Here is a 22,185-nt window from a genome sequence, read left to right as displayed (position 1 = left end):
GTCAGCTTCCATGCTGCGGGGCCGCTTTATCCTGGCTCGTGGCGGTCTTGGTCATGCTGTTCCAACTCGCGGCGTCGGGCGGCTTGCCGTAGCGCGGGTCCCATTTGCCGCTGCGGCGCAGGGCCTCGGCGACTTCCTTGGGCATGTAGGTTTCGTCATGCTTGGCCAGCACCTCGCTGGCGCGGAACGACCCGTCGGCCTGCACGCTGCCGATGGCCACCACGCTCTGCCCCTCGCGGAACAGGTCGGGCAGGATGCCTTCGTAATGCACCGTCACGGCGTCTTGGCCGTCCGTCACGTCGAACTGGTTGGTCGGCGTGTCGCCGTGCTTCTGCTGGCGCACCGACCCGGCCACCACCATGCCGCCCAGCCGGATGGTGCGGTCGGCGGACGGCGGATGGGCATGGACCTGCGACGGCGCCATGAAGAAGACGATGTTGGACGAAAACGCGCTCAGCGTCAGCGCGGTGGCGGTGCCCAGCCCGATCAGGCACCCCCCCACCAGCCACAGGCGGCGACTCTTGCGGGTCATGGCGCGGATACTCCGCCGGCGCGTTCGGCGCGGGATGGGCGCTCGATCGCGGCCAGCCGCGCGCGGGCCCGGCGCAGGCGCAGCGCGGCGCCGGTGCCGAGGATAACGGCCAGCCCGATGGTCATGCCGTAGGCGGCGACGATATAGGGCAGGTGGGTCATGCGACGGCTCCGCTCAGGTCGGGGCCGGAATCCTGGGCATCGCCCGGGGCCTCCGTGCGGCCCCGGCGCATGGCCAGCGCCGTGCGGACCCGGCTTTCCATCACGGCGGCGCGCAGGCGTGCAACGAGAATGGCGGCGAAGCCAAAGGTGAAGCCGATGGTGCAGACCAGCAGCGGCCACAGCATGTCGGTCGACATGGTGGGGGCCGCGGTCAGCGTGATGCTGTCGGGCTGGTGCAGGGTGTTCCACCACTGAACGCTGAACTTGATGATCGGCAGATCCACCGCCCCGGCCAGTCCCAGGATCGCGGCGGCGCGATAGCCGCGCTGCGGTTCGTCGAAGGCGCGGATCAGCGCGATATGGCCCAGATAGAGGAAGAACAGCACCAGCACCGATGTCAGCCGTGCGTCCCACACCCACCAGGTGCCCCACATCGGCTTGCCCCACAGCGAACCGGTGGCGAGGCAGATCGCGGTGACCGAGGCCCCGACCGGCCCGATTTCCACCGCCGCCAGATCGGCCAGCGGATGGCGCCACACCAGCGACAGCAGCGAACAGACCGCCAGCCCCATATAGCCGGACGATGCCAGCCATGCGGCCGGCACATGGACATACATGATCCGCACGCTGTCTCCCTGCTGCCAGTCGGCGGGCGAGAGGAACAGGCCCCAGACGATGCCGGCGACCGACAGCACGATGGCGGGCCACGTCAGCCAGGGTTGCAGGCGCGCGCCCAAGCGGAGAAACCGCCCCGGATTGGCGTAGCGGTGGAAGAAGGTGCCCGTGCGCGCGGCAAGGCTCGGTGTGGCGTTCAAGACGGTCTCGTACTCCCCACGCGCGGGGGGCTCCTGTCTGTCTGTGCGTCCGTCTGGCGACGGCGGGGCGTTTCGCTTTCCGTTCCTACACGAACATGCGAAGAAAGGCACGGCCCACGCCGGAACCATGGAGCGTTGTTCACATCCCGGCCGGGTCCGCGATTTCCGGAGGGAGATGTTCCATGCTGTTCGCCATCATCTGCACCGACAAGCCGGGGGCGCTGGAAACGCGCCTCGCCACGCGACCGCAGCATCTGGCCTATCTCCAGGCGTATCAGGACCGGATCGTTCAGGGCGGTCCGCTGATGGGCGCCGACGGGCGGCCCTGCGGCAGCATGCTGCTGATCGACGTGGCGGATCGCGCGACGGCCGAAGGCTTCGCCGCCAGCGACCCCTATGCCAAGGCCGACGTGTTCGAAAGCGTGGTGATCCGCCCCTTCCGCCCGGTCTTCCGCGACGGCGCGCTGGTGGAATAGCGGATGGCATACTGGCTTGTGAAATCCGAACCCGACGCCTTTTCGTGGGACCAGCAGGTGGCCAACGGCGTCGAGCCGTGGACGGGCGTGCGCAATCATCAGGCCAAGCGCAACCTGATGGCGATGGCGAAGGGCGACCGCGCCTTCTTCTATCATTCGAATATTGGCCGCGAGATCGTGGGCGTGGTCGAGATCGTGCGCGAAGCCTACCCCGACCCCTCGGCCAGCGACGGTGGCTGGGTCTGCGTCGATGTGCGCGCTATCGGGCCGATGCCGCACCCGGTCACCCTGGCGGCGATCAAGGCCGATCCGGACCTCGCCGATCTGGCGCTGGTCCGTCAGTCGCGCCTCTCGGTCGTGCCGGTGTCCGACACGCATTGGGCGCATCTCTGCCGCATGGGGGGCTGGGCAGGGGATTAAGTCTGCCTTCCGGGCTTTTCTACGTTCTCGGCTGGTTGGCGGGCCGTCATGGCTCGCCGGCCGCGCCCTCCGCGCCGATGGCCTCGATGCCGCGTCCCGGCTGGCCCGCATAGGTCGAATAGGTAAAGGATGCGTTATAGGCCGGCTGCACCGGGGCGTTGAACTTCACCGGCACGTCGAAGACGCTGAAATGCGAGGGCACGTCGTTGGAATCGCGTGGAGTCTGACGGGCCTCGATCGAAGGCAGGCCGGGTCCGTGGAGGGCTGCGATCTCCGGGCTGAAGGTCCGGGCGGTCACGTCTTCGTCCTCCACCACCTGATAGCCGTCGGGCGGTGGCGGGGCCGGAGGATTGTCCGGATCGACAGTCGGATCGTGGCGGGCATCGACCGGCTCCAGCGACGCGGCAACCGGCGCATTCAGGCTGCCGGTCGCGGCCGCCGACCTGGCGCGGTGCGGTGCGGCCTCGGCGCCTGGTGTCGTTGCCAGCACGCTCCAGCCCGCCACGAGGGCCATGCCGGTGCGGGAAAGCAGGCTGAGGCGCATTGGCCACATGGCGGCCCGTCTGGCCTTCTTCGCATCCATAAGGGTTCTCCTTGCGTTCGGACTGTACCTGGGCTGTGACCGGTTCGTCCTCTCCCGGCATGGACATGGCGGCCCTGCGTCACGAACCATATACGGCGTGACGGCGGATTTGCGAGAGGGGTAATATGCTTGATAAAGCGACGCCCGCCGTTACCGGTGGGGCATCATCTATTGGCCGTCGCTCCGCCCATCCGGGCGGGCGGGGGCGCATGATCGGCAGGAGGGTTGGGGAATGACCATTCAAACCGGGGGCGAGATCGCGCCAATGGTCCTGGACGCCCCGGCGATCGCCGAATTGCAGCGGGCGCTGGAAAAGGTCGAATCGGGCCGCGGCGTGCTGGTGCGGCTGGCGGACCTGATGGGCGGAGCCGTGGGCCAGGCGGCAATGCTGGGCATGCGCGGCCTGGGCATGGCGCCCACCATGCAGGCCAAGCTGAAGGGAATCGCCGAGACCGCTATTTCACGCGCTTTTGATGTCGCAATCGTCGGCATGACGCCTCTCAAGGGTGAGCAGGTGGTCTCCGACTCGTCTTCGCCGGCGTCTGCCGCTCTTTCTTCTTCGGCGCCCGTTGCCTCGGCGCCTCTCGCCACGCCGGCTTGGCGGGGGCCGGCCTTGCAGGCCGCGGTGACGGTCTCGGGTGCTGTCGGCGGCTTTGCCGGCCTGGCCGGCCTGCTGCCCGATATCACCTTCACCACCATGGCCATCATGCGCGAGATCGCACGCATCGCCCGCGAGGAAGGCGAGGATCTTTCCTCCCAGGATGCCAGGCGCGCCTGTCTGGAGGTGTTCGCGCTGCGCGCCTTCCCGGTTGGGGCCTCGGACGACGAGAGCGAACTGGGCTATTTCTCGGCGCGGGCCATGCTGCGCGGGCGGCCGGTGGTGATGCTGGTATCCGAGGTGGCGTCCCATTACGGGCTGGGCCTGTCGCGCAAGCTGGCGGTGCAGATGATGCCGGTCGCGGGCGCCCTGTGCGGGGCGTCGCTCAACGTGGCGTTCCTGGCGCATTATCGCGCCCTGGCCCGCGCCCATTTCACCATCCGGCGCCTGGAGCGGGAGCATGGGCCGGAAGTGCGGCGCACCGCCGAATCTCTGCGCGCCACCATGACGGGCGCCAGCCAGCCATTCTGACCGGCCGGCGCTTGGTGGACCCGGTCGGCGTCAGGCCAGCGCTTCGCCCTTCGCGGGCGAGCGCATCAGCAGGCCGATCAGCACGGCACTGACGACCGTGCCGGTCAGCAGCGCCACCACATAGGCGCCCAGATGCGTGACGGCGCCAGGAATGGGCAGCACGAAGACGCCGCCATGCGGCACCTTCAGTTCCACGCCCGAGACCATGGTGATCGCGCCGGCGGTGGCCGATCCCGCCATCAGGGCGGGGATTATCCGCAGCGGGTCGCGGGCGGCGAAGGGAATGGCGCCTTCGGTGATGAAGGCCAGCCCGAGCACCGCCGCCGTGGCGCCGGCCTCGCGTTCCTCGGCCGTGAAGCGCGCGCGGAACAGCCGCGTCGCCAGCGCCGCCGCCAGCGGGGGAACCATCCCGGCCACCATCGTCGCCGCCATCGGCGTATAGACCGCGCTGGCAATCAGTCCGACCGAAAAGGCATAGCCGGCCTTGTTCACCGGGCCGCCCATGTCGAAGGCCGACATCGCCCCCAGGATCAACCCCAGCAGCAGTGCGCTGGAGCCCTGCATGCCGCGCAGCCAGTCGGTGAGAAAGGCCATCAGCGCGGCGACCGGGCCGCCGATCGCATAGACCGTCAGCAGGCCGGTGATCAGCGTGCCCAGCAGCGGCAGGATCAGGATAGGCTTCAACCCTTGCAGCGTACGCGGCAGGCGGATCAGCCGGTTGAGTCCCTCCACCGCGTAACCCGCGATGAATCCGGCCGCGATGCCGCCGAGAAAACCGGCATCGACATTGGCGGCGAGCAGGCCGCCGATCATGCCCGGCGCCAGCCCCGGCCGATCGGCCACCGAAAAGGCGATGTAGCCCGCCAGCGCCGGCACCATCAGCATGAAGGCGGCTTTGGAGCCGATGGTGAACAGGGTATGGGCCAGCGTTCCGGCCGAGGCCGCATCGCTGGCATGGATACCGCCCAGTGCGAAGGCAAGCGCGATCAGCAGGCCGCCGGACACGACGAAGGGCAGCATGAACGACACGCCGGTCATCAGGTGCTTGTAGGGGCCGGCCCGTTCACCCTTGCCGGCCGGCCGGGATGCGGACGATCCACCATCGGCCACAGGCTGCACCGTCGCCTCGGCCAGAGCCTTGCTGATGACGGCGGCACCGCCGGTAATGGCCGGCTTGGCCCCGGTGACGTAGACGCGCTTGCCGCCGAAGCGGCTGCGATCCACCTCCCGGTCGGCTGCGATCAGCACCAGATCGGCCTCGGCGATTTCCGCGTCGGTCAACGGGTTGCCCGCTCCGACCGAGCCCTGGGTTTCGACGCGCAGCGTGTAGCCCAACTGGCGCGCCGCCTCCTGCAAGCCCTCGGCCGCCATGAACGTATGGGCGATGCCGGTCGGGCAGGATGTCACGGCGACGATGCGCGGCGCGCGGGTATCCGACGGCGCGGCGCCGCGCGTATCGTCCAGCGCCGCAAGGGCCCGGCCCGGATCGGCCAGCACGGCTTCCAGCGTCAGGTGACGGTCGGCCCGCGCGGCCAGCGCGTCATCGGTCGGGGCATTCGCGCCGACCAGCAGCAGCACGTCTTCCTTGCGCGGTGCGCCGTCGGGCAGGGGATTGAGGATTCCCTGCGTGGTGCGGATCTCGATATCCAGCGTGCGCCCGGTTTCGCGCCCCGCGCGACGCAGCGCCTCGCCGGCGAGAACGCCCGTCACGCTCTCTTCGCCGGCCTGGATCACCGCCAGGATGTGTTTCATGTCGTCTCTCCCGCCTCGCCGGCTTCTGTTCGTCCGGCTGATGCGATCGTCACCTGTTCCATCAGGGCCAGGATCGTTTCCCGATCCGGAAGATTCGGGCCGGCGAGGCCCAGCTTGCCGACCGCGAAGGCGGTGGACCGGCGTGCGATCTCTTCCAGCCCCACTGCGTCGGACAGGGCGGCGACCAGGCCCGCAACCATGGCGTCGCCCGCGCCGACCGTGCTGGTCACGCCCTCGGCCCGTAACCGGGCGGTCAGGGCAACCGAGTGGAACAGGAACAGCGCGCCCTCTGCCCCCATCGAGACCACGATCAGTTCCACGCCTTTCGCGGCCAGCCGGGTCGCGATGCGTAGCGCATCCTCGGCCGTTTCCACGGGTTCGCCCGCCCACTCCGCCAGTTCCCGCAGGTTCGGCTTGATGATGTTGGGCGGGGTATCGCCCTGGAGCGCCAGCAGCAGCGGCAGGCCGCTGGTGTCCAGCAGCACGCGCGCGCCCCTGCCGCGCAGCCGGGCGATCAGTTCGGCATAGAGGCCGGGCGGGCACCCCGGCGGCAGGCTGCCCGAGAGCACGATCAGGCTGTCGCTGCCGGCGAATGCCTCCACCTGCGCGATCTGTTTTTCCAGCGCAGGCGCATCGACGGCGGCCCCCCCCATATTGATGTCGGTGGTGTCCCGGTCATCCACGATCTTGAGATTGACGCGGGTGGCGCCGGGAATGCGCAGGAAACGGTCGGCGATCGTCTTTTCCGCGCACAGTGTCTCGAACAGCGCGGCATTCTCGCGGCCCAGCAGCCCGAACGCGGTGACCGGGATGCCCCAGTCGGCCAGGCAACTGGCGACGTTCACGCCCTTGCCGCCCGCATTCTGCCGCACGGCACGCGCGCGATGCACTTCGCCGGGAATCAGGTGATCGACCGTGATGGTCTGGTCGATCGCCGGGTTGAAGGTGACGGTGGCTACGCGCATCACACGGTCTTTCCATCGGGCGCGCCATCCAGCGCGCGCACTGCATCGGGTGTTCCGGCTTCCAGTGCCCGCGCGGCGAGGGCGCGCAGGGTGGCGAGGTCGGTACCGCGAATCCGCGCCTTCACGGCGGGAATGTCGCGCGGCGTCATCGACAGTTCATCGACGCCCAGCCCGGTCAGCAGGGCGGCGCCGAACGGATCGCCCGCCAGCCCGCCGCACACGCCCACCCAGCGGCCATGGCGCCGCGCGCCCGCCACCGTCTGTGCGATCAGGTTCAGCACGGCGGGGTGGAGGCTGTCGGCCTCGCTGGCCAGTTCCGGATTCTGCCGGTCGATGGCCAGCGTGTATTGCGTCAGGTCGTTGGTGCCGATCGAGAAGAAATCGGCATGTTCGGCCAGGATATGGGCCTGCACCGCCGCCGCCGGGACTTCGACCATGATGCCGACCGGCACGACCGGCGCGCCCAGTTCCACACGGATGGCCTCGCACCGCTGCCGCAGCGCGAGCAATTCGGGCACCGACGTGATCATCGGGAACATGATCAGCAATTCCCCGCCCGCCTTCGCCGCCCGATAGAGCGCGCGCAATTGCGGGTCCAGCAAATCCGGCCGGCGCAGCAGCAGCCGCGCGCCGCGCACGCCCAGGAACGGATTGTCCTCGTGGGGCAGGTCGAGATGCGGCACCTGCTTGTCGCCGCCGATATCGAGCGTGCGCACGATCAGCGGGCGATCGCCCAGTGCCGCGATCATCTCGCGGTAGACGGTGTATTGCTCGTCCTCGCTCGGGGTCTCGCCGCGTTCGAGGAACAGGAACTCGGTCCGCATCAGGCCCACGCCCTCGGCCCCCTGCGACAGGCAGAACGCGACCTGGTCGGGCCGGTTGACGTTGGCGCCGATCGCCACGCGATGGCCGTCCGTCGTCTCGGCCGGGTTGGCGCGCTTTTCTTCCTCCGCCGCGCGCAGGCGGGCACGGTCGGCCAGCCATGCGCGGGCCGAATCCAGGTCGGCCGCCGTCGGGTCCAGCCAGACGCGCCCGGTATCGCCATCGACGATCGCCGTGGCGCCGGGGGGCAGGGCCAGCAATCCGGGTCCGCCGGCCACCACCGAGGGCAGGCCGAGCGTGCGCGCCAGGATCGCACTGTGCGATGTCGGGCCGCCCAGCGCGGTCGCAATCCCGGCCACGCGGCCGATGTCCAGCGTCGCGGTGTCGGAGGGCGACAGGTCGCCGGCCACCAGAATGCAGGGTTCCTCCGGCAGGTCGTCAAGCGTGCCGGTGCCCAGATCGGGGTCGATCTGCGCCAGCACCCGGCGCCCGACATCGCGCAGGTCCGCCGCCCGCGCGGCCAGCACCGGGTTGCCGAGCGAAGACAGCTTCGCCGCCATCTGTTCCACGGCCTGATGCCAGGACCATGCGACGCCATGCCCTTCGACCATGATCTGGCAGGTCAGCGTGATCAGGTCGGTATCGTCCAGCAGTCCCGCCTGCGCGATGAAGATGGCCGCGTCTCCGGCCCCCAGGCGGCGCGTCGTGTCGTCGATCAGCCCCGCCATCTGCGCGCGCGTGCGCACCAGCGCGCCGTTGAGCAGTGCGCCGCCGGTCACGAGGTCCACGGGTTCGTCCGGAACGTCCGCTTCGGCGGCGGCAAGGATATGGATCTTGCCGATGGCCAGGCCAGGGCTGGCCGCGACGCCGGAGATCAGGCGTGGGGTGCCGGCCGGCGTCCAGCCTTTCAGCGGCCCCTTGCGGGCTGCCGCCTCGGCCTTTTCGGCGGCGCGTGCGGCGTCGGCCTTTTCCTGCACCGTCAGGCGCGTGACGACACCATGGAACCGTTCCAGCGCCGCGCGCGCATTGGCGCCGGCGGCCGAGATCACGATGCTATCCCCGGCCTTCAGGCCCAGTTGCAGCAGGGCGACCAGACTGCGCGGATCGGCGGCTTCCCCGCCATGCCGTACGCGCAGCGGGCTGCCGGCGCTCTTCGCGGTTTCGGACCATGTGGACGCCGGGCGCGCGTGCAGACCGGCCGGATAATCGACAATCCATTCGATGCGCTCGGGATAATCCTCCGCCGCGCCGGATGCGGCGGGGGGCGGTGCTTCGTCGCGCAGGGCGGCGGCAATCACCTCCGGGTCGCGCGTGGCGATCAGTTCGCGCAGGCGGGTCTCGTTCTGGATCAGGCGCGTCAGGCGGCGCAGGATCGCAATATGGCTGTCGGACCCGGCGGCGATGCCGACCACCAGATGCGCGACCTGTCCGGGATTCCATTCGATGCCATCGACGAATTGCAGCACCACGATGCCGTCGCCGCGCACCAGCCCCTTGTCCTCGCCGGTGCCGTGCGGGATGGCGACGCCGGAGCCGAGATAGGTGTTGGCCACCTGTTCGCGCCGGATCATGCTGTCTTCGTAACCGGGGACCACGCAGCCGGCGGCGACGAGCAATTGCCCGGCCTGCCGAATGGCATCCTCCTTGTCCGCCGCGCGGGCGTCGATCCGGATCAGGGTTTCGACCGTGGGGCCGATCGGGGTGGGGAGCATGCGATGCGCCTCTCCATTCTTGTTTTTCGGGTAGAGAAAACGTTCTCTCAGCCTATTGTCAATAGACAGGTATGGGAGAAGGATGCCATTGGCAGAGCATCTTCCCGTGTAGGCCATTTTTACATGGCGTGTGGAGAGAGAACGATTTCTCGATGAGCGTCGGAATCAAGGATGTTGCGCGCGTGGCGGCGGTCTCGCCGGCCACGGTTTCGCGCGTGCTGGCCGGTCGCGCCGTCGATCCGGCGATGCGCGACCGGGTGGTCGCGGCGGTGCGCGAGACGGGCTACCGGCCCAATCTCGCGGCCCGGCGCCTGCGTTCGCGCCACTCCAACACCATCGGCCTGATCGTCGCCGATATCCGCAACCCGTTCTTCACCGCCGTCGCCCGGATGGTCGAAGGCATCGCCTATGAGCACGGCCTGCGCGTCATCTTCAGCAATACCGACGAGGACGCGGCGAAGGAGGCGATGTATCTGCAATTGATGCAGGAGGAGCGCGTCACTGGCGTCATCCTCGCCCCCACACGCCATGGCGTGGACAACATCGCCCAGTACCAGAGCGATTTTCCGATCGTCCTCATCGACCGGGCGGCGTCGGACGGCGCATGCGACAGTGTGGTGCTCGATAACGGCGCCATGGCGGCACGGCTCGTCGCCCATCTTCACGCATGCGGGCACCGTCGCATTACCGGCCTGTTCGGCACCGCCACCGTCACCGGCAACGAGCGCTGCGCCGGCTACGAGCGCGCCATGGCCGATTTCGGCCTGTCGGCGCATGCCGTGCGGGTGCCGCATGAGCGTGCGGAGGCCGAGCGAATCGTCACCGATCTGCTCGCCGATGAATCGCGGCGGCCGGGTGCGCTGATCGTCAGCAACGGGGTGATGCTGCTGAGCGTGCTGCGCGCCATCAATGCGCTGGGGCTGACGATTCCCAGGGATATCGCGATTACGAGCTTCGACAACGAGCCCTGGATGGAGTTCGTCGGCGGCGGGTTGAGCGTGATCGAGCAGCCGGTCGAGGAAATCGGGCGCGTCGCGGTGACGATGCTGCTCGACCGGCTGGACCACGCCGATCAGGTCACGCGCCGGGTCGTGCTGGCTGGGCGATTCATCGCCAGGGGATCGGCCGGATGACGCAACTCCCCCCCCAAAAAAAATAAGGAGAAGATGGACATGAAACCGCCGATTGGTCGCGATACGAAACTGTGCATGTCGCTGTCGGGCCGGCCCGGCAATGCGGGGTCGCGGTTGCATAACCGGCTCTATGAACTGCTGGACCTCGATTATATCTACAAATCGTTCAGCACCACCGACCTGCCGGCGGCGATCGGCGGCGTTCGCGCGCTCGGCATCCGGGGCTGCGCGATTTCCATGCCGTTCAAGGAAGCCGTGATCCCGCTGATCGACCGGCTGGAGCCGTCGGCCCAGGCGATCGAGAGCGTCAACACCATCGTCAACGAAGGCGGCGTGCTGGTCGGGCATAATACCGATTACATCGCGGCGCGGAGCCTGCTGGCCCGGCGGGAGATCGACCCGGCGACCCCCTTCCTGCTGCGCGGCAGCGGCGGCATGGCCCGCGCGGTGGTGGCGGCCCTGCGGGATAGCGGTTTTACCGACGGCACGATCGTGGCCCGCAATGAAGAGGCAGGCCGGATTCTGGCCGACGAATACGGCTATCGCTGGCGCCCGGACATGCCCGACCAGGGGGGGCTCCTGCTGGTCAACGTCACGCCGCTGGGGATGGAAGGGCCGGACAGCACGGCGCTGGCCTTCCCCGAAACGCTGATCGGGGCCTGCGCCATCGCGTTCGATGTCGTCGCCCAGCCACCGGAGACGCCATTTCTGCGTGCGGCCCGCGCGTCCGGAAAAACCGTCATTTCCGGTGCCGAAGTCATCGTGCTTCAGGCTATCGAGCAGTTCGTGCTCTACACCGGCATTCGTCCGTCGCCGGCGCAGATCCGCGAGGCGGTCCTGTTCGCCCACGGCACCACCACGGCCGATGCCCTGGCCCTGTCAGCGGACTGAAGCCGGGGCGCGGGAGAGATTCAGGTCCGGACAGCCATTTTTGTCGCCGTCATCACGGCGCCCAGAAGATAGAAGCCGATGAGGGTGTGGGCCATGCCGGCGTAATGCGGCATGGCCAGTTCCAGGACGATGGCCGCGGCGCAACCCGCGAGGCAGGAGAGGAAGAAAGTCTGGCCAGCCTGCATGGTCATCATCCCGTGACGGGGGTCAGGGCCGGGCGGCCGGCAAGGACCGCATCGACATTATCCAGCGCCAACATGCACATGTCGGTGCGGGTCTCCACCGTGGCACTGCCCACATGCGGCGTCAGGAACAGGTTGGGCAGGGCCAGCAGGCGCGGGTCGGGGTTCGGTTCGTTGCGGCAGACATCCAGCCCGGCACCGGCGAGTTGCCCGTCCTTCAGGGCGGCAATCAGCGCGTCTTCATCCACCAGGCTGCCGCGTGCGGCGTTGACGAAGATGGCGCCGCGCGGCAGCAGGCCGAACAATTCGGCCGTCATCATCGGCCTGCCGTCCTTGCTGCCCGGCATATGCAGGCTCAACACGTCGCAATGCGGCAGCATCTCGCGCGGATCGGCAAAATAGGTGGCACCCTCTTCCTGGTCCGGTGCCAGACGGCGGCGGTTGGAATAGAGAACCTTCATCTCGAAGCCCCGCGCCCGGCGGGCGAGTGCCCGGCCGATGCGCCCCATGCCGATAATGCCCAGCGTCTTGCCGGTCACGCGGGTGCCCAGCATTTCGTCCAGCCCCAGGGACCGGCCCCAGCCCGACTCGACCAGCGCGAGATATTCCTTCGCCCGGCGTGACGCGGCCAGGATCAGCAGCATCGCCATGTCGGCATTGCAGTCGGTCAGCACATCGGGCGTGTTGGTCAGGGCGATGCCGCGCGCGAGAATCGCGGGAATGTCCAGATGGTCGGTGCCGACGCTGATGGTGGCGATTACGCGCACGCTGTCGGGCAGGGCGGCGACGGTGGCGGCGGAGACCGGCGTGCTGCTGGTCACCACCACGGCATCGGGGCGGAATGCCTGGGCCTGGGCAACCAGTTCGTCTTCCGTCAGCTTGTGGTCCGGGGCGGGGGGCGTGTCATAGTCCCGCGCGATGCGGGCGTCCGCGGCGGCCAGCAGGTGCTGGGAAACGATCAGGCGGGGGCGTATCCGGGACATGGGTCGACCTCTTTTTCGTGGGTGCCGCGCAGCCGGCGTCGGTTACAATTTCGACCGATTGCCGGTGTGTGTCCAGCCGCTTGGCACGGCACGAGGGAAAATGCGATGGGCGAGGGCATGGACATCACTCCCGAAATCATGATCCAGGCTTATTCGATCGGCCTGTTTCCAATGGCGCCCGATGCCCGGTCGGCGCGGCTGGAATGGTACGATCCGGAATTGCGGGGCATTCTGCCGCTCGACGGCTTCCATGCGCCGCGTCGCCTGTTGCGCACCGTGCTGTCCGACCGGTTCGAGATCGTCTCCGACCGCGATTTCGAGGCAACGATCCGCGCCTGCGCCGCCCCCGCGCCGGGGCGGGAGGACACATGGATCAACGAGCGGATCGTCCGACTATTTTGCGACCTGCACGCGCAGGGCCACGCCCACAGCGTGGAAAGCTGGTGTGACGGGCACCTGGTGGGCGGTCTCTACGGGGTTGCGATCGGTGGTGCGTTCTTCGGCGAGAGCATGTTCAGCCGTGCCCGCGATGCGTCCAAGGCGGCACTGGTCTCGCTGGTCGCGCGGCTGCGGTGCGGGGGCTTCATATTGCTCGACACCCAGTTCGGCACCGAGCATTTGGCGCAGTTCGGCGGGATCGAAATTCCCTCGTGGCGATACAAGAAGGACCTGGCGGCCGCATTGCGCCTGCCGGCCCGTTGGCCGGATGACGCATCGCCTCCGGAGCGCGATGCGATCCGTCATGAAATTATCGCCATGCGGGGCGGAAGCGACGCAGGCGCAATTTCGTCCGGCGACGGAAGCGGATAGGGTCGTCGGACATGATCGAAATAAGCAGGAAGGAATTCAGGACCATGATCCATCCGACAGGGGCGCGCGCGGGCCTGGCTGGCGCGCTGGCGGTGAGCCTGATGACGGCCATCGCGGTTCAGCCCGCGCGGGCGCAGAGCGATGCGGACCATCCGCCGCTGGCCCCCGCGCGCGACGTGCAGGTGCAATATGCCGTGCAGCCCGACGGCGCGCCGGCCCCCAAGACGATCGAGGCGTGGTTCACCGCCAATGGCGGCATGATGCGCATCGACAGCCCCGAGGCCATGGGCTCGACCATCCTCAACCGCACTACGCGGCAGGTGACGATCGTGCTGAACAAGCAGAAGGTCTACACGCAGTTCGACGCCCATAACGGCATCCGCAACCCGTTCCTGCTCGATCTGTCCATGCAATTCACCCGCAAGGGCAAGGCGCAGGTCGCGGGCGTATCCTGCACCGAATGGGGCGTGGTGTCGGGGCGCGGCACGGCGACCGCCTGCGTCACCGATGACGGCGTGATCCTGCGCGAGGACGGGGTGGATGGCGACGGCATGAAGGGCCGGCTGGAAGCGACGCGCGTCACCTATGGCCCTCTTCCGGCCAGCACGTTCCAGCCGCCCGAGGGCTATCAGATGGTCACGCGCCATCGGGTCGCGCCCTCGCACGCGGTGGGCAGCGGCCAGCCCGTCACCGGTGGGGTGGCGCAGTCCGGCCAATGAGGGGCGACGTGCGCCGTCTGGCGTTGGCTGGCCTGGTCCTCGTTCTGGCCCAGCCTGCCGGATCGGCGGCGCGCGCGGCCGAAGATGCGCCGTTCGTCACGCCGCAGCAGGATGTCGATATACGGTACGCCCTGGCGTCGCCCGACCCGTCGATTCCGTTGCAGCACCAGCGCATGCGCTGGTCGGCGGCCACCCGTCGGCAGCGCGTCGATCCCGAAGGGTCGGCCACATACATGATCACCGATTATCGGGCGGGCAGCCTGACGGTGATCGATCAGGCCCGTGGTGCCCGCACGGTCATTCCCGCCCCCGGTGCGGCCTTGTCGGAGCCGGGGCAGCGGGCAGCGGGCAACTGGGCGCGCGGCGAGACCATGCTGGTGGCCGGCGAGAGCTGCACCGTCTGGCATACGCATGACAGCGACGGCCGGGTCAGCGATGTCTGCTACAGCGAAGGTGGCGACATGTTGCAGGTCATGCAGGGCGACCAGATCGTGGTGCGCGCCGAGCAGGTTACCCATGACGCCCAGCCGGACACGGTCTTTGCCGTGCCGGAGGGACTGAAGGTCATCCAGGCCGCCCACCCCTGAAACGGCGGTTTCCGTCTCCTTCACTTCATGACGGAAATGGGGCGAAACCTGCCCGTAAATCGCCATGAGGGCATGGTGTGTTTCCTTTCATGCAGGATGGTTCGGTTCCTGCGCGCAAAGAAAGGGTACGGCCATGCATAAACTGGCTCGGCTTCTGCTGGTGGTTCCGGTGATGGCGGCGGGACTTGCCGCCGCTGCTCCTGCGGCCCACGCGCAATGGCGCGGTCCCGGATATGGCGGTCCCGGTCCCGGCCCCGGCTGGCACGGCGGCTGGCATGGGGGAGGCTGGCACGATGGCGGCTGGCGCAGGGGCTATTATGGTCGTGGTCCCGGCTGGGGTGGCCGGGGCTATTACGGTCGCGGCCCCGGCGTGGGCGGGGCTTTTGTCGGCGGCCTCATCGGCGGGGCGCTGATCGGCGCGGCCGGAACGGTGATCGCCGAACAGGCCTATGCGCCGCCCCCTCCGCCGCCCCCTCCGCCACCGCCGCCTCCGCCGGTCTATGTGCAGCCCTACGGGTACGCCTATCCGATCTATTGATCGGCATCAGAGTTCGGACGCCGCCTTCATCACCTCGGCGACATGGCCGGGCACCTTGACGTTCCGCCACACGCGGGCGACCCGGCCCGAGCCGTCGATCAGGAAGGTGGCGCGTTCGATGCCCATATATTTGCGGCCATACAGCGTCTTTTCGACCCACACGCCATAGGCTTCGGTTACCGTGCCGGTGGCGTCGGAGGCCAGCGGAAAGGCGAGGTTCTGCTTGGCGGCGAAATTGTCGATCGCCTTCATGGAGTCCCGCGATACGCCGATGACGGGGATGCCGGTGCTGCCCAGCGCGCCCAGCGCCTCCTGGAAGCCGCATGCCTCGGTGGTGCAGCCCGGCGTGCTGGCCTTGGGGTAGAAATACAGGATGAACGGCTTGCCCCGCATCGCCATCAGACTGACATGCCGCCCCTTGCTGGCCTGCATGTCGAAATCCGGCACCGGGGCGCCGATGGCGGGAAAAATCGGGGTCTCGGTCATGGATGGATCTCCGTTCGGCCCCGTTCGGGGCGATCAGCCGTGGGCGGGCATTCTATTTTGATGGGTTTGCCGGTGTCCGCAAGCGTTCCGCCGGGTCCTCGACCGGGCCGACCAGAGTCACGAACAGGGCGCGCACCGATCGGGCGAGGTCGTCCATCAGGCCCAGCGCCTCGTCCATCGACGCCACGCCGATTTCGCGCAGCAGGATATCGCTGGTGGCGGCGGGTATGGTGGCGGGGTCGGTCGGGGGGCGGGTGCCGAACAGGATGCGCAGCATGCTCTGTACCGATCGCCACAGCCGGTCCGCCCGCAGCAGCGTGCTTTCCGCAGCGGGGGGCAGCTCGCCATGGCGTGCCAGCAGACGCAGCGCCTCCCGCGTGCAGGGCGCGCGCGCCTCGGCGGTGCCGGCGACCAGTTGCAGCGTCTGCGCGATGAATTCCACATCCATCAGCCCGCCCGGCCGGCGCCGGATATCCCACGGTCCTTCGGGCGGCAATTCGCGCGCGATCCGCGCACGCATCGCGCTGGCATCGTCCAGAATCGCCTGGCGCGCGGCGGGGGAGCGGGTGCCATCCAGCGCGGTGCCGATCGCGGCGCGCATGGCGCGGACCAGCGGCGGCGCGCCGGCGACCACCCGCGCGCGGGTCAGGGCCATGCGCTCCCACGTCCAGGCGCTTTCCGCATGGTAGCGGCGGAAGGAGTCCAGCGACAGCGCCACCGGCCCCTTGGAGCCGGACGGGCGCAGGCGCATGTCCACCTCGTAGAGCGGGCCTTCCGGCCCCGGCGCGGTCAGCGCGGCAATGAAGGCATGGGCCAGCCGGACGAAATACTGCCCCACGGGCAGCGGGCGCGGCGGCAACCCGCCGCCCTCGGCGGTGCCCCGCGACGGGATCACGCTTTCGGTCACGTCCGCCGGATGGTCATAGATCAGCATCAGGTCCAGGTCCGAGCCGGGCATCATCTCGCGCGACCCGGCCTTGCCCAGCGCCACCACCACCATCGCCCCGCCGGGGATGCGCCCATAGCGTTCGCGATGCTCGGCTGTGACGGTGCGCAGCAGGCCACGGATCACCGCATCGGCCATGTCGGTGCGCGCCCGGCTGGCGCTGTCCACATCCATGCGATGCTCCAGCCGGGCGCTCGAGAGGCGGAATTCCTCGCCACGCACCAGTGTGCGCAGCACCGGAAGAAGCTGTTCGGTGGAGGTCGCCGCCGCCACATGCTGGCGCACGAGCTGGGCGGGCGGCAGGTCGGCGATGCGTGCGTCGGTCTCGTCGTCGCCGATGCCGCCCAGCAGCCCTTCCAGCGCCGCCGGGGTTTCCGCCAGATGGTCGGCCAGGAAGGCCGAGCCGTCGAGGATGGTGGCAATGCGCCCGATCAGCGCCGGATTGCGTTCCAGCAGCGAGAGAAACTGCACCCCGGCCCATTGGCGGGAGAGCATGGCGTCGAACCGGCGCAGGCAGGTCAACGGCTCGCGGCGCTGACCGAAGCTGGAGAGAAGGGCCGGCATCAGGCGGCGCAGCAGGCTGCGCGCGCGGTCCGAGCGCAAGGCCCGCAGGCGGTTGCCGCTCCATCGGCCCAGCAGGGCCAGCGCATCGGGAATGTCGGCCTCCGCGAAGCCGGCGCCGCGCAGATGCTCCGCCATGTCCTCGGCCTCGGGGTCGATCGAGGCTTCGGCGCCTTCGGGCTCGGCGAACTGGCGTTCGAAGATCCGGCGCGATTCCTGCATGATCGGCAGCATCATGGCCGCCAGGGCGCGGCCGCTCTCCTCCTGCATGAAGATCGCGTAGATATTGAAGGTCTCGCGCGTCGCGGGCAGGCTGTGGGTCTGGTGGTCGGCCTGCATCTGCAACCGGTGTTCGGCGCGGCGCAGCATGCGATAGGTGCGGGCCAGGCTTTCGCCCTGCGGGCGGGGCAGGATGCCGGCGCGCACCAGCCGCCGCAACGCGCCCAGCGTCGTGGGGTCGCGCAGTTCGGGTTCCCGCCCGCCCCAGACCAGTTGCAGGGCCTGGGCGACGAACTCCACCTCGCGGATGCCGCCCTGGCCCAGTTTCAGGTTGTGGCCCAGCAGCCAGTCGCGGGCCAGTCCGGGGTCATGCACCGTGCGGTCGGTCAGGCGCGACAGGCCGGAATGGCCGGCATTGCGGTGGCGGTCGATGCGCGCCTTCATGTCGTGCAGGTCGTCGATCACCGCGAAATCGAGGTGCCGGCGCCACACGAAGGGGTGGATCGCGCGCAGGAAGCGGCGGCCGGCACCGATGTCGCCGGCGACCGGGCGGGCCTTGGTCATCGCCGCCCGTTCCCAGGTCTGGCCCATGCTTTCGTAATAGGCGATGGCGGCGGGAAACGAGATCGCCGGCGGCGTCGCCGAGGGGTCGGGGCGCAGGCGCAGGTCTGTGCGGAAGACGTAGCCATCGGCATCGCGCGCTTCCATCAGGCTTACAAGATCGCTAGTCATGCGGATGAAGATCCGGCGCAAATCCTCGTGGCCCGGATGGCAATCGGGATCGTACAGCACGATCAGGTCGATATCCGAGGAGTAGTTCAGTTCCCGCGCACCCAGCTTCCCCATCGCCAGCACGACGAATCCGCTGCCCCGGCTCGGGGCGGTCGGGTCCGGCAGAATCAGTTGCCCGGTATCATGCGCCGTTTGCAGCAGATGTCTGACCGCAGCTTCCAATGCGCCTTCGGCCAGTCGGCTGAGGGCGAGCGTGACCTGCTCCAGAGTCCACAGGTTGCCGATATCGGCCAGTGCGATGGCCAGCGCGGCCTGACGCTTGGCGGCGCGCAGGGTGGCGGCGATCGTGGCGTGGCTGTCGCGCGGGGTCAGCGCCGCCATGCTGTCCAGTGCCGCCGCCATGCCCGCATCCGGCCCTTCGGCCAGCAGACGGGCGAACGGCACGGCATCGCGCCGGATCAGCCCGGCCAGATAGGGGCTGTTGCCGCCGACCGCCGCCAGCATCGCCGCCACGCCTTCGGCGCGCAGCAGGTCCGGGTCCAGCGCGTGTTCCTGCCACAGTTCGTCCAGATCCTCGCGCAGCAGGCCAGCACCGCGCGGATCGGCCGGGGCGGGCCAGGCGCGGTTGGTCCAGGCGGCCGGGCCGCAGGCGGGCGGCGCCGGCGTGGCGCGGGCGGTGCGAGGTCGGGGCATGGATCGTCCTGGTCCGGCCCCCGCGCCGTGGCGCGCCGGGGTCGCGGCGCACCCTGGACGGCGGCATGACGCAAGGTCAAGACCCTCAACCGCCCCGGCCCCGCCGGTGGGTGCGCATGCTGTGGGTGCTCGTGGCGGCCTGCCTCGCGGCGCCGGCGCTGTTGGTCCTGGGGCTGCTGACGTGGCTTTCGTGGCGGCCGGTCGATGTCACGCCGCTGGCACGGCTGGTCCTGGCGCGCGCCCTGCCGGCTGATGCACCGGGGCGGCAGCCCAACCGTCTGGATCTCGGGCGGATGCGCATCGGCTGGGACTGGCTGCATCGCGGTCTGGCCGCACCGCTGGAGGTCGCGGCTGACGACCTGCGCCTGCACCGGCCCGACGGCAGCGTGGCGGCCAGCGTGGGCGCGGTGCGGCTGGTGGTGGCCAGCGGTCCGCTTCTGCATGGGCGCTTCGCCGCGCCGGAACTGGCGCTTTCCGGCGCGCGGGTGGCGCTGCGGCGGAGCCGTGACGGCGCGGTCGGCCTCGATATCGGGCCGGCGCCCGTCCGTGGTGGCGGTGAGGGCCTTCCGTTCGACCCTCGGATGACGGAGCGTCTGGCGCTGGAGGATGTGGCGGTCACGCTGCGCGACGTGCCCACCGGCCAGACCTGGCACGCCGACGGCGTGAATGCCGACCTGCATGCCGTGCATCATGCCGCCCTGTTCGGGCTCGTCGGCCATGCGGGCCTGACCCTGGCGGGGCCAGGTGTGCGCACGTCGCTGCGGGCCGACGGTCAGGCTGACGGTGCCGCCGGGCTGGTCTGGCATCTGTCCACGACGCCGGTGACACCCAGCGCATTGGCCCCCTTGGCGCCGGGTCTGGCGCATGCCGATCTGCCCGTCTGGCTGGACGGTACGGTGCATCTTGCAGCCGGCCGGGACGGGCTGATGGCGCGCCCCGTTTCTGCGGCGCTGCGCGTGCAAACCGGTGCCGGCCGGATCGTGACGGGGCCAGGTGGCCTGATTCGCGTGGCCGATGCGCGGGCCGACCTCATCGCCGGTTTCACGCCCGATGCCGGTGGCGGCATGCTGCCCGGCGGGGCGAAGATCCGGCTGGACGCGCTGACGGCGAATCTGCTGCCGTCCGACCGTCCCGCCGGCACGCCCGCCGACACGGTCACGCTGACGGCCCATGCGGCGCTGAATATCGCCCGCCTCGACGGTCCCGGCCCGATCGACGGGTCGGCGGATGCCACCATTCCCGCGCTCGATTTCGCGACGCTCGGCGCCTACTGGCCGGCAGGGGCGATGAAGGGCGCGCGCGCATGGGTCACGCGGAACATCACGCGCGGCGCGGCGCGCGACCTGCATGTCGCGGTTGGGTTAGGCAGCCCGGCGGGGTGGAGCGGCATCACCATGCGGTCGATGACCGGCGGCGTCAGCGGCTCGGACCTGGAATTGCACTGGCTGCGCCCGATCCCGCCGATCGAGGGGATCAATGCCGTCCTGACCTTCGAGGGGCCAGATGCGCTGTCGATCGCTTTCAGCGACGGCATCCAGACCATGGAGCGCGCCGGCCGGAATGTCGGCGTCACTGGCACCGGCCATCTGGCGGTGGGCGACGGGCATATGCGCATCACCGGCCTGATGGGAAAGGACCAGATCGGCGACATCACCACCACCCTGCGCGGCAATCTGCGCGATGTGCTGGCCCTGTTGGCCGAACCGCGCCTGCACCTGCTCTCGCGCCATCCGGTCGCGTTCGAACGGCCCAGCGGCAATGCGCGGGTGCTGCTGCATCTGGTCCTGCCGCTGGACGACAAGGTGTCGGTCGATCAGATCCATCTGAACGGCCATGCCGACGTGGACCATCTGCATCTGGGCAACGTGGTGCAGGGGCGGGATCTGGATGACGGACGGGTGGCGCTGGATGCCACCACCGAAGGGTTGAACCTGCATGGCACGGCGTTGCTGGGCGGCATGCAGTCGGTCCTGACCTACGCCATGGATTTCCGGGGCACGCCCGATGTTCGCACCACCGAGACCGCGCATGTGCGCGCCCATGTCACGCCCGAGAGCGCGGCGCGCGCCGGTTTCGATGTCGGCCAGCGCTTTCATGGCAGCGCGGACCTGGACGTCGATTACGATCATTTCCCCGGCGGCGCCGGGCAGGTGGGCCTGAAGCTGGATCTGGCCGATGCCGCGCTGACCATCCCGGTATGGAGCAAGCAGCGGGGACAGCCGGGGGAGGCTTCTGCACGGCTGGGCCTGGATGACGGGCGCCTGGTTTCGGTCGAGGCCATTCACGCGACTGGCCCCGACCTGCTGATCGACGGGCGCGCCACCATGGGCCGCGATGGCGGGCGCACCCTGATCATGCGCGGCTTCCGCGTCGGCCGGTCGCGCGGCGATGCGACGGTGGGTGTCTCGCCCCGTCCGGCCGATCCGCTCCATGTGGCCGTCCATGCGTCGGTGCTGGATCTCTCGCCGCTGCTGGCCCCCCCGCCGGACCCGGCGGCCCCTCCGAAAACGCCCGCCAAAGCGGCCTATCACATGCCCGAGGCCGCGTCGGGCCGAGTGCATGGGCCACCCGGACGAAGCTGGCTGATCGATGCCGATGTCCGAACCCTGTTCTACGCCCGAGAATCGGCCCTGACCGGCGTGCATGCGCATCTGGAGGATAATGGCGTCCGCCTCACGCGGATGCGGTTTTCCATGGCAGGCCCGTCGCCGGCCAGCGCGACGCTGACGCCGGAGCATGACGGGCGGCATCTATGGGCCAGTGTCGAGGATCTGGGCCTGATGCTGCGCACACTGGGCGTGAGCACGAAGTTCGACGGCGGCCGAACCGTGATCCGGGGCGTGTTCGATGATGCCCAGCCCACCGCGCCCTTCGCCGGGGTGCTGACGGTCGATCCGATCACGGTGCGCGAGGTGCCCCGGGCGGTGCGCCTGGCCAACAATGCGTCGCTGTATGGCTGGATGCAGGCCGCACCGGCACCGGGTTTCTCGATCGCGCGCATCTCGCTTCCCTTTACCTTCCGCGACGGGATTCTGGCGGTGCATGACGGCGTGGCCAGCAATGCCTCGCTGGGCGTGACGGTCGAGGGGCCGGTCGACCTGGACCGGGGAAAGCTGGACCTGAAAGGGACGATCGTGCCGGCTTTCGCCGTCAACACCATCCCCGGCCACATGCCGGGCGTGGGGCGGCTGATGAGCCCAGAAAAGGAGGGTGGCCTGCTGGCGGCTACCTTCGCGGTCAGCGGCGCGCTGGATTCGCCGGCTCTGCGGGTCAATCCGTTCTCGCTCTTCCTGCCGGGCGTAATGCGGCGGCTGGTGGAATAGGCTGTTTTTGGAAGG

General features: G+C 69.2%; 21 protein-coding genes. 10 read left to right on the top strand and 11 right to left on the bottom strand.

What is annotated here, in order from left to right:
- Position 1 precedes the first annotated feature (1 nt).
- Genes ccmE through HLH25_RS07155 form a run of 3 tightly spaced genes read right to left on the bottom strand, consistent with a single transcriptional unit; the run spans position 2 to position 1,508 of the window.
- Entirely contained in the window at positions 2-532 is a 531-nt protein-coding gene (gene ccmE, locus HLH25_RS07165) for a cytochrome c maturation protein CcmE (protein WP_182973403.1), read from the bottom strand.
- Positions 529-693, bottom strand: coding sequence for a heme exporter protein CcmD (locus tag HLH25_RS07160; protein WP_114727458.1), 165 nt, complete (start codon positions 691-693; stop codon positions 529-531). Before HLH25_RS07160 ends, ccmE begins: the two co-directional genes overlap by 4 nt.
- Complete coding sequence (locus HLH25_RS07155) at positions 690-1,508, bottom strand: heme ABC transporter permease (protein WP_182973402.1); 819 nt, start codon at positions 1,506-1,508, stop codon at positions 690-692. The genes HLH25_RS07160 and HLH25_RS07155 overlap by 4 nt, the downstream gene beginning before the upstream one ends.
- Positions 1,509-1,690: 182 nt before the next feature.
- Here HLH25_RS07155 and HLH25_RS07150 point away from each other — a divergent pair, with 182 nt between their 5' ends.
- Together HLH25_RS07150 and HLH25_RS07145 are read left to right on the top strand one after the other, a co-directional pair.
- Positions 1,691-1,984 (top strand): YciI family protein, encoded by a 294-nt coding sequence (locus tag HLH25_RS07150; protein ID WP_182973401.1) that lies wholly within the window; start codon positions 1,691-1,693, stop codon positions 1,982-1,984.
- A 3-nt stretch (positions 1,985-1,987) separates the two neighbouring features.
- The gene (locus HLH25_RS07145) at positions 1,988-2,404 is read left to right on the top strand and encodes an EVE domain-containing protein (RefSeq protein WP_182973400.1); all 417 of its coding nucleotides are present in this window, start codon (positions 1,988-1,990) and stop codon (positions 2,402-2,404) included.
- 46 nt (positions 2,405-2,450) lie between these two features.
- Here HLH25_RS07145 and HLH25_RS07140 read toward each other — a convergent pair whose 3' ends face one another.
- Positions 2,451-2,987 carry a hypothetical protein gene (locus HLH25_RS07140; RefSeq protein WP_246401554.1) on the bottom strand — a complete coding sequence of 179 codons (537 nt, stop codon included), beginning with the start codon at positions 2,985-2,987 and terminating at the stop codon, positions 2,451-2,453.
- 232 nt (positions 2,988-3,219) lie between these two features.
- Here HLH25_RS07140 and HLH25_RS07135 point away from each other — a divergent pair, with 232 nt between their 5' ends.
- Positions 3,220-4,116 carry an EcsC family protein gene (locus HLH25_RS07135; protein WP_182973399.1) on the top strand — a complete coding sequence of 299 codons (897 nt, stop codon included), beginning with the start codon at positions 3,220-3,222 and terminating at the stop codon, positions 4,114-4,116.
- A gap of 30 nt (positions 4,117-4,146) precedes the next feature.
- Here HLH25_RS07135 and HLH25_RS07130 read toward each other — a convergent pair whose 3' ends face one another.
- Genes HLH25_RS07130 through ptsP form a run of 3 tightly spaced genes read right to left on the bottom strand, consistent with a single transcriptional unit; the run spans position 4,147 to position 9,367 of the window.
- Entirely contained in the window at positions 4,147-5,868 is a 1,722-nt protein-coding gene (locus HLH25_RS07130) for a PTS fructose transporter subunit IIC (protein ID WP_182973398.1), read from the bottom strand.
- On the bottom strand, positions 5,865-6,833 hold the full coding sequence (pfkB, locus tag HLH25_RS07125; protein ID WP_182973397.1) for a 1-phosphofructokinase: 969 nt from the start codon (positions 6,831-6,833) through the stop codon (positions 5,865-5,867). Before pfkB ends, HLH25_RS07130 begins: the two co-directional genes overlap by 4 nt.
- Positions 6,833-9,367 (bottom strand): phosphoenolpyruvate--protein phosphotransferase, encoded by a 2,535-nt coding sequence (gene ptsP / locus HLH25_RS07120; RefSeq protein WP_182973396.1) that lies wholly within the window; start codon positions 9,365-9,367, stop codon positions 6,833-6,835. The genes pfkB and ptsP overlap by 1 nt, the downstream gene beginning before the upstream one ends.
- Positions 9,368-9,519: 152 nt before the next feature.
- Between ptsP and HLH25_RS07115 the strand changes: the two genes are divergently transcribed.
- Positions 9,520-10,500 (top strand): LacI family DNA-binding transcriptional regulator, encoded by a 981-nt coding sequence (locus HLH25_RS07115; RefSeq protein WP_182973395.1) that lies wholly within the window; start codon positions 9,520-9,522, stop codon positions 10,498-10,500.
- Positions 10,501-10,539: 39 nt separating this feature from the next.
- A complete protein-coding gene (locus HLH25_RS07110; protein ID WP_182973394.1) occupies positions 10,540-11,391 on the top strand; it encodes a shikimate 5-dehydrogenase in 852 nt (283 codons plus the stop codon).
- 20 nt (positions 11,392-11,411) lie between these two features.
- Here HLH25_RS07110 and HLH25_RS07105 read toward each other — a convergent pair whose 3' ends face one another.
- Complete coding sequence (locus HLH25_RS07105) at positions 11,412-11,576, bottom strand: hypothetical protein (RefSeq protein WP_182973393.1); 165 nt, start codon at positions 11,574-11,576, stop codon at positions 11,412-11,414.
- Positions 11,577-11,581: 5 nt separating this feature from the next.
- Complete coding sequence (locus HLH25_RS07100) at positions 11,582-12,556, bottom strand: 2-hydroxyacid dehydrogenase (RefSeq protein WP_182973392.1); 975 nt, start codon at positions 12,554-12,556, stop codon at positions 11,582-11,584.
- Between the two features lie 105 nt (positions 12,557-12,661).
- Here HLH25_RS07100 and aat point away from each other — a divergent pair, with 105 nt between their 5' ends.
- The 4 genes from aat (at position 12,662) to HLH25_RS07080 (ending at position 15,210) form a co-directional block, all read left to right on the top strand.
- Positions 12,662-13,366, top strand: a complete 705-nt coding sequence (aat, locus tag HLH25_RS07095) for a leucyl/phenylalanyl-tRNA--protein transferase (protein ID WP_182973391.1) — start codon at positions 12,662-12,664, stop codon at positions 13,364-13,366.
- A gap of 44 nt (positions 13,367-13,410) precedes the next feature.
- The gene (locus tag HLH25_RS07090) at positions 13,411-14,085 is read left to right on the top strand and encodes a DUF4412 domain-containing protein (protein WP_182973390.1); all 675 of its coding nucleotides are present in this window, start codon (positions 13,411-13,413) and stop codon (positions 14,083-14,085) included.
- Positions 14,082-14,672, top strand: a complete 591-nt coding sequence (locus tag HLH25_RS07085) for a hypothetical protein (RefSeq protein WP_182973389.1) — start codon at positions 14,082-14,084, stop codon at positions 14,670-14,672. The genes HLH25_RS07090 and HLH25_RS07085 overlap by 4 nt, the downstream gene beginning before the upstream one ends.
- A 133-nt stretch (positions 14,673-14,805) precedes the next feature.
- A complete protein-coding gene (locus tag HLH25_RS07080) occupies positions 14,806-15,210 on the top strand; it encodes a hypothetical protein (protein ID WP_182973388.1) in 405 nt (134 codons plus the stop codon).
- A gap of 6 nt (positions 15,211-15,216) precedes the next feature.
- Here the strand turns inward: HLH25_RS07080 and HLH25_RS07075 are convergent, their stop codons facing one another.
- Both HLH25_RS07075 and HLH25_RS07070 read right to left on the bottom strand, forming a co-directional pair.
- The gene (locus HLH25_RS07075) at positions 15,217-15,696 is read right to left on the bottom strand and encodes a peroxiredoxin (protein ID WP_182973387.1); all 480 of its coding nucleotides are present in this window, start codon (positions 15,694-15,696) and stop codon (positions 15,217-15,219) included.
- A gap of 52 nt (positions 15,697-15,748) precedes the next feature.
- The gene (locus HLH25_RS07070; protein ID WP_182973386.1) at positions 15,749-18,847 is read right to left on the bottom strand and encodes a bifunctional [glutamine synthetase] adenylyltransferase/[glutamine synthetase]-adenylyl-L-tyrosine phosphorylase; all 3,099 of its coding nucleotides are present in this window, start codon (positions 18,845-18,847) and stop codon (positions 15,749-15,751) included.
- A gap of 116 nt (positions 18,848-18,963) precedes the next feature.
- On the opposite strand from HLH25_RS07070, the gene HLH25_RS07065 reads away from it, so the two are divergent.
- Positions 18,964-22,170, top strand: coding sequence for an AsmA-like C-terminal region-containing protein (locus HLH25_RS07065; RefSeq protein WP_182973385.1), 3,207 nt, complete (start codon positions 18,964-18,966; stop codon positions 22,168-22,170).
- Positions 22,171-22,185: the final 15 nt, after the last annotated feature.

It is taken from the genome of Gluconacetobacter dulcium, assembly GCF_014174165.1.
Classification (GTDB): domain Bacteria; phylum Pseudomonadota; class Alphaproteobacteria; order Acetobacterales; family Acetobacteraceae; genus Gluconacetobacter; species Gluconacetobacter dulcium.
Note: the sequence above shows the minus strand (reverse complement) of the source record. Positions and strands in the feature narration are given on the sequence as shown.

Excerpts from the sequence above, each read along its gene's own strand:
- ccmE (WP_182973403.1), bottom strand. The coding sequence starts at position 532 with ATGACCCGCAAGAGTCGCCGCCTGTGGCTGGTGGGGGGGTGCCTGATC.
- HLH25_RS07160 (WP_114727458.1), bottom strand. The coding sequence starts at position 693 with ATGACCCACCTGCCCTATATCGTCGCCGCCTACGGCATGACCATCGGG.
- HLH25_RS07150 (WP_182973401.1), top strand. The coding sequence starts at position 1,691 with ATGCTGTTCGCCATCATCTGCACCGACAAGCCGGGGGCGCTGGAAACG.
- HLH25_RS07145 (WP_182973400.1), top strand. The coding sequence starts at position 1,988 with ATGGCATACTGGCTTGTGAAATCCGAACCCGACGCCTTTTCGTGGGAC.
- HLH25_RS07140 (WP_246401554.1), bottom strand. The coding sequence starts at position 2,987 with ATGGATGCGAAGAAGGCCAGACGGGCCGCCATGTGGCCAATGCGCCTC.
- HLH25_RS07135 (WP_182973399.1), top strand. The coding sequence starts at position 3,220 with ATGACCATTCAAACCGGGGGCGAGATCGCGCCAATGGTCCTGGACGCC.
- HLH25_RS07130 (WP_182973398.1), bottom strand. The coding sequence starts at position 5,868 with ATGAAACACATCCTGGCGGTGATCCAGGCCGGCGAAGAGAGCGTGACG.
- pfkB (WP_182973397.1), bottom strand. The coding sequence starts at position 6,833 with ATGCGCGTAGCCACCGTCACCTTCAACCCGGCGATCGACCAGACCATC.
- ptsP (WP_182973396.1), bottom strand. The coding sequence starts at position 9,367 with ATGCTCCCCACCCCGATCGGCCCCACGGTCGAAACCCTGATCCGGATC.
- HLH25_RS07115 (WP_182973395.1), top strand. The coding sequence starts at position 9,520 with ATGAGCGTCGGAATCAAGGATGTTGCGCGCGTGGCGGCGGTCTCGCCG.
- HLH25_RS07110 (WP_182973394.1), top strand. The coding sequence starts at position 10,540 with ATGAAACCGCCGATTGGTCGCGATACGAAACTGTGCATGTCGCTGTCG.
- HLH25_RS07105 (WP_182973393.1), bottom strand. The coding sequence starts at position 11,576 with ATGCAGGCTGGCCAGACTTTCTTCCTCTCCTGCCTCGCGGGTTGCGCC.
- HLH25_RS07100 (WP_182973392.1), bottom strand. The coding sequence starts at position 12,556 with ATGTCCCGGATACGCCCCCGCCTGATCGTTTCCCAGCACCTGCTGGCC.
- aat (WP_182973391.1), top strand. The coding sequence starts at position 12,662 with ATGGGCGAGGGCATGGACATCACTCCCGAAATCATGATCCAGGCTTAT.
- HLH25_RS07090 (WP_182973390.1), top strand. The coding sequence starts at position 13,411 with ATGATCCATCCGACAGGGGCGCGCGCGGGCCTGGCTGGCGCGCTGGCG.
- HLH25_RS07085 (WP_182973389.1), top strand. The coding sequence starts at position 14,082 with ATGAGGGGCGACGTGCGCCGTCTGGCGTTGGCTGGCCTGGTCCTCGTT.
- HLH25_RS07080 (WP_182973388.1), top strand. The coding sequence starts at position 14,806 with ATGCATAAACTGGCTCGGCTTCTGCTGGTGGTTCCGGTGATGGCGGCG.
- HLH25_RS07075 (WP_182973387.1), bottom strand. The coding sequence starts at position 15,696 with ATGACCGAGACCCCGATTTTTCCCGCCATCGGCGCCCCGGTGCCGGAT.
- HLH25_RS07070 (WP_182973386.1), bottom strand. The coding sequence starts at position 18,847 with ATGCCCCGACCTCGCACCGCCCGCGCCACGCCGGCGCCGCCCGCCTGC.
- HLH25_RS07065 (WP_182973385.1), top strand. The coding sequence starts at position 18,964 with ATGCTGTGGGTGCTCGTGGCGGCCTGCCTCGCGGCGCCGGCGCTGTTG.